Source organism: Atribacteraceae bacterium (genome assembly GCA_035477455.1).
Taxonomy (GTDB): Bacteria; Atribacterota; Atribacteria; order Atribacterales; family Atribacteraceae; genus DATIKP01.
Map to the genome: position 1 here is coordinate 1 of DATIKP010000014.1, position 3,993 is coordinate 3,993.

At 49.9% G+C, this 3,993-nt stretch carries 7 protein-coding genes; 6 read left to right on the forward strand and 1 reads right to left on the reverse strand.

Features of this window, described 5'->3' with window-relative positions:
• The 4 genes from VLH40_00585 to hisIE all read left to right on the forward strand — a co-directional run.
• The coding region (locus VLH40_00585) for a hypothetical protein (protein ID HSV30506.1) at positions 1-231 on the forward strand (231 nt) is incomplete at its 5' end.
• Positions 228-953: a 1-(5-phosphoribosyl)-5-[(5-phosphoribosylamino)methylideneamino]imidazole-4-carboxamide isomerase gene (gene hisA / locus VLH40_00590; protein HSV30507.1), complete on the forward strand. Its 726-nt coding sequence runs from the start codon at positions 228-230 to the stop codon at positions 951-953. The genes VLH40_00585 and hisA, both read left to right, overlap by 4 nt.
• Positions 954-1,137: 184 nt before the next feature.
• A complete protein-coding gene (gene hisF, locus VLH40_00595) occupies positions 1,138-1,917 on the forward strand; it encodes an imidazole glycerol phosphate synthase subunit HisF (GenBank protein ID HSV30508.1) in 780 nt (259 codons plus the stop codon).
• Positions 1,917-2,597 (forward strand): bifunctional phosphoribosyl-AMP cyclohydrolase/phosphoribosyl-ATP diphosphatase HisIE, encoded by a 681-nt coding sequence (gene hisIE, locus VLH40_00600; protein ID HSV30509.1) that lies wholly within the window; start codon positions 1,917-1,919, stop codon positions 2,595-2,597. The genes hisF and hisIE overlap by 1 nt, the downstream gene beginning before the upstream one ends.
• Positions 2,598-2,622: 25 nt before the next feature.
• Here hisIE and VLH40_00605 read toward each other — a convergent pair whose 3' ends face one another.
• Positions 2,623-3,126, reverse strand: a complete 504-nt coding sequence (locus tag VLH40_00605; GenBank protein ID HSV30510.1) for a hypothetical protein — start codon at positions 3,124-3,126, stop codon at positions 2,623-2,625.
• Positions 3,127-3,390: 264 nt separating this feature from the next.
• On the opposite strand from VLH40_00605, the gene VLH40_00610 reads away from it, so the two are divergent.
• Positions 3,391-3,582: a hypothetical protein gene (locus VLH40_00610; GenBank protein ID HSV30511.1), complete on the forward strand. Its 192-nt coding sequence runs from the start codon at positions 3,391-3,393 to the stop codon at positions 3,580-3,582.
• A partial coding sequence (locus VLH40_00615) for a hypothetical protein (protein ID HSV30512.1) occupies positions 3,579-3,993 on the forward strand: 415 nt, incomplete at its 3' end. The genes VLH40_00610 and VLH40_00615, both read left to right, overlap by 4 nt.

The following is a 3,993-nucleotide window of genomic DNA, read 5'->3' on the forward strand; positions in this document are numbered from 1 at the left end:
ACTACATCTTTAACCAAAATCATACCCCAAGGACGATTTTTTTATTTCGCGCATTCTTACTACGCCATACCCGAGGATGAGAACATGGTTGTTGGAATTACCAATTATAACGTGGTCATACCGGCCATCATACAATCTCGAACTCTTTGGGGTTTACAATTTCATCCGGAAAAGAGTTCGGTGTGGGGAATGGAACTTCTGAAACTATGGTTGCGGGAGTCTGGCACGTGATCACCCTGCTTCCCGCAATCGACATTATCGAAGGCCGGTGTGTCCGGCTGGAAAAGGGCGATTATTCCAGGGTCATTGTATTCAACGAATCACCGATCGATGCGGCCCGGCGTTGGGAAGAGGAGGGAGCTGCCTTTCTTCATGTGGTGGATCTCGACGGTGCAAAAAACGGAAAACCAGTCAACGATTCGATCATTTCCCGACTTATCCAGGCTGTGAAGATTCCCGTTGAAGTCGGAGGCGGAGTGCGGGACCTGATGGCCTTTCGTCACTACCTGGATATGGGCGCAAAACGGATCATCCTGGGAAGTGTGGCCTTCCGTAATCCACAGGTACTGGAAAAAGCCTTAGCGCTATCTCCCTCTTCTGTTGCGGTCAGCCTTGATTCACTCAACGGAAAAATTGCCCTGGAAGGCTGGATCGAGGTATCGTCATTATCAGATACTGAGTCGGCTCGCCGCTTTTCCGAGATGGGTGTCCGTCATTTCATTTTCACCGATATCACCCGTGACGGCACTTTGACCGGTATCAATCTCCCAACAATCGAGCGATTTATCGCCAAAAGCGGCGTTGCTATCATCGTTGCCGGCGGAATTTCCTCTCTGGAGAACATCCGAGCCCTGAAAAATTTACCCTATGGAATAGAAGGCATTATCCTGGGAAAAGCACTTTACACCGGAAATCTCTCCCTTCCCGCAGCTCTCGCCCTCCTCAAAGAGTAAACAATGAGGATAGATGGGACGAGAAAGAAAAAAACCTTGTACCGGCTGCTTTGTGAGTTCTTTGGATACTCCTCGGTGGTATCGGGCCAGATAAAGCGATGTATCGAAGATTTAAAAATGCTGTTTTCATTAATGACCGATTCTCCATCACTCATCACCGTTTTATTTGCACGGGAGGCTTGAAATGCTGACCAAAAGAATCATACCCTGTCTCGACGTCCAGGACGGACGAGTAGTCAAGGGAATACACTTTGAAAATATCCGGGATATCGGCGACCCGGTTGAACTGGCAAAACACTATGAAGAGGAAGGCGCCGATGAGCTGGTTTTTTTGGATATTACCGCTTCTTACGAAAAGCGTGAAACCATGGTCGCAGTTGCGGAGAAGGTCGCCGCCGAGCTCACCATACCATTCACGGTCGGGGGAGGTATCAATACCCAAGAACAGGTCACCAAGCTCCTCAAAGCCGGGGCGGATAAGGTGTCGATCAACACCGCTTGCGTGTTGAACCCCGGCCTGATTACTGAACTGGCTGGAAAATTTGGATCCCAGTGTGTTGTTGTCGCCCTTGACGTCAAAAAAACCTGGGACCGGATCACCCGGCACAGCTACTGGGAAGTATTTATCAACGGAGGTCGCACCCCTACCGGAAAGGACGCCCTGCAATGGGCAGTCCAAGTGGAAAAGCTGGGAGCCGGAGAAATCCTTTTAACCAGCATGGATACTGACGGAACCCTGTCCGGGTATGAAGTAAACCTTACTCGTAAAACCGCCGAACGAATCAAGATACCGATCATCGCTTCCGGAGGAGCGGGAAAGCTCGAACACCTGGTGGCGGTATTGCGGGAAGGACAGGCAGATGCGGCGTTGGTCGCTTCGATCTTTCATAGCAGGCAATGCACGATACCCGAAGCCAAGGCCTTCATAAGAAAACGGGGAATACCAGTGAGGCTTGAAGTTTGATGGAAAAAATATTTGAACAGGTCAAATTTAGCCAGGATGGACTTATTCCCGCGGTAGTACAAGACGCAGAATCCGGCAAAGTGCTCATGACAGCCTACATGAACCGGGAATCATTGAAGAAGACGCTTGAAACGGGAACGACCTGGTTTTTCAGCCGCAGTCGTGGATGCCTCTGGCACAAGGGGGAAACCAGCGGGCACACTCAAAGGGTAACCGGTCTCTACCTGGATTGCGACGGTGATTCACTGCTCGTCCAAGTCGAGCAAAAAGGCGTTGCTTGTCATACCGGTGAGCTTTCCTGCTATTATCGGGAAATCACTGATCAAGGCGTCATGCCCGAGACAGGTAGTTTACCGCCTTTTGCCAGTGCCGCGTTCCTGCAGGAATTGTTCCAGGTGATCGAAGAGCGTTCCCAGGAAAGCGCTGCATCTTCCTATACCCGCCAGCTCCTGGAAGCTCCCCGGGAAAAAGTCCTGCGCAAAATTTCCGAGGAATCAACGGAGGTACTCTTGGCTTGTATGAGTGCAGAAGACAAAGCGCTCATCAAATGGGAAGTCGCCGATCTTCTCTATCATCTGCTGGTTCTGGTAAAAAAGGAGAATCTGACATTCTACGATATTATAGCGGAGCTACAAAAACGCAGAAAAAGGGTCGCTACCAGCGGTAAAAGCGATTTGTAAGCGCTCTTTCGGGTAGCAAGGGACGTTAGCGATCCAAACAGTCAATGATGGTTTTCAAAACAATAAATATAATTCCTTTCATGTCGTCCCTGATTTTTGTATCACTCCCTGCCACATCTTCGTCCTCTTCGAATTCGAAGAGCGCTTCGACAACGTACCGTAGGATTTGCGGCTGGCTATAGTTGACCACTACGGTTTCCACAGTCCGACTAAAATCCCCGGGGGTCGAGCTTCCCAGGTACTCGAGCATTTTCAAGTTGGCTGCTTCGGCTTTTTCGATATCCTCGAACAACACCTGGGGAGGAGGTGGGAAACCGTCTTTCATGATTTGCCAAATCACGATTCCCAGATAAATCACCAGTTCCCTTTCGGCCTGGTTGAACAATTCCTCGCTGCCTGCCATTAAATATTCCATGATGACCGGTTGTGTGTTCTCCAAATCGCCGATAAGCTCGTGAGCCAGTTGCGGATCCATCACACCGATTCTTTGCCAGGTTTTTTCCACGACTTCAGAGGATATGGGTTCCATGGGCCCTCCTTGGTTCAGCCAGGTACAGACATCCTTCGCTGTTTTATTGTACCCGATGTCTCGTTCGTTTTCCACCACCATAGCCAGACTGTGTCAAGATATCAATTCAAAAGAGAACTGATATAATGGGTATACGGATAAGTAAGGATTATTTCACTCTCGGTACCGAGGTCCATCTGGAAAGGTCGGTAGGTCGCCGAGGGGCATCTTCCAGAAACCACGGTTTTTAGTAATGAAAAATAGCTCAGCACGGGAGGGATTCCCATGAAGGTCATGAATGATTTCCGGTATTTTATCACTAAAAGCATCAACCGCCTGAGAAGGGCGAAGATCCCGCCGCCGTCAAACACTATACCCTGCCCATTTTGTTTGGAAATGATCCCCGGCGAGGAGACCTGCTGCCGGTTTTGCACATCTTACCTGAATGAGACTCTGAAAGGTGCCCTGGTGCGATGAACAAAGACTCTGGCCCGATGAGACACTCCACCAAGATACTTCTGTTCTGTCTGTTCACTGCTGTCCTCCTCCTGGGCTTGGCTGAATCCACGCAAGCCCAGGACATTTTCAGCTACTACCGGGGAAGAGTTCAGGAGGTGCGTGAATTCATACCGGAATTTACGCTGGCCGACCTCGGACAGGAGGCTGACGTACTGATCACTTCCGGACCACACCGGGGTGAAATTGTGACGATTGTGAATCACTACTCGGAACAGGAATTTTATCTGGGAACCAAAATTCACCCGGGACAAACTGTCATTCTGGCTGTGGAAGAGATCGATGGAGAAATTATCGGAGCCTACCTGCAGGACATCGCCAGGGATCGGGAAATCTGGCTTTTGACTGCGTTATTTCTGCTGGCTATCCTGG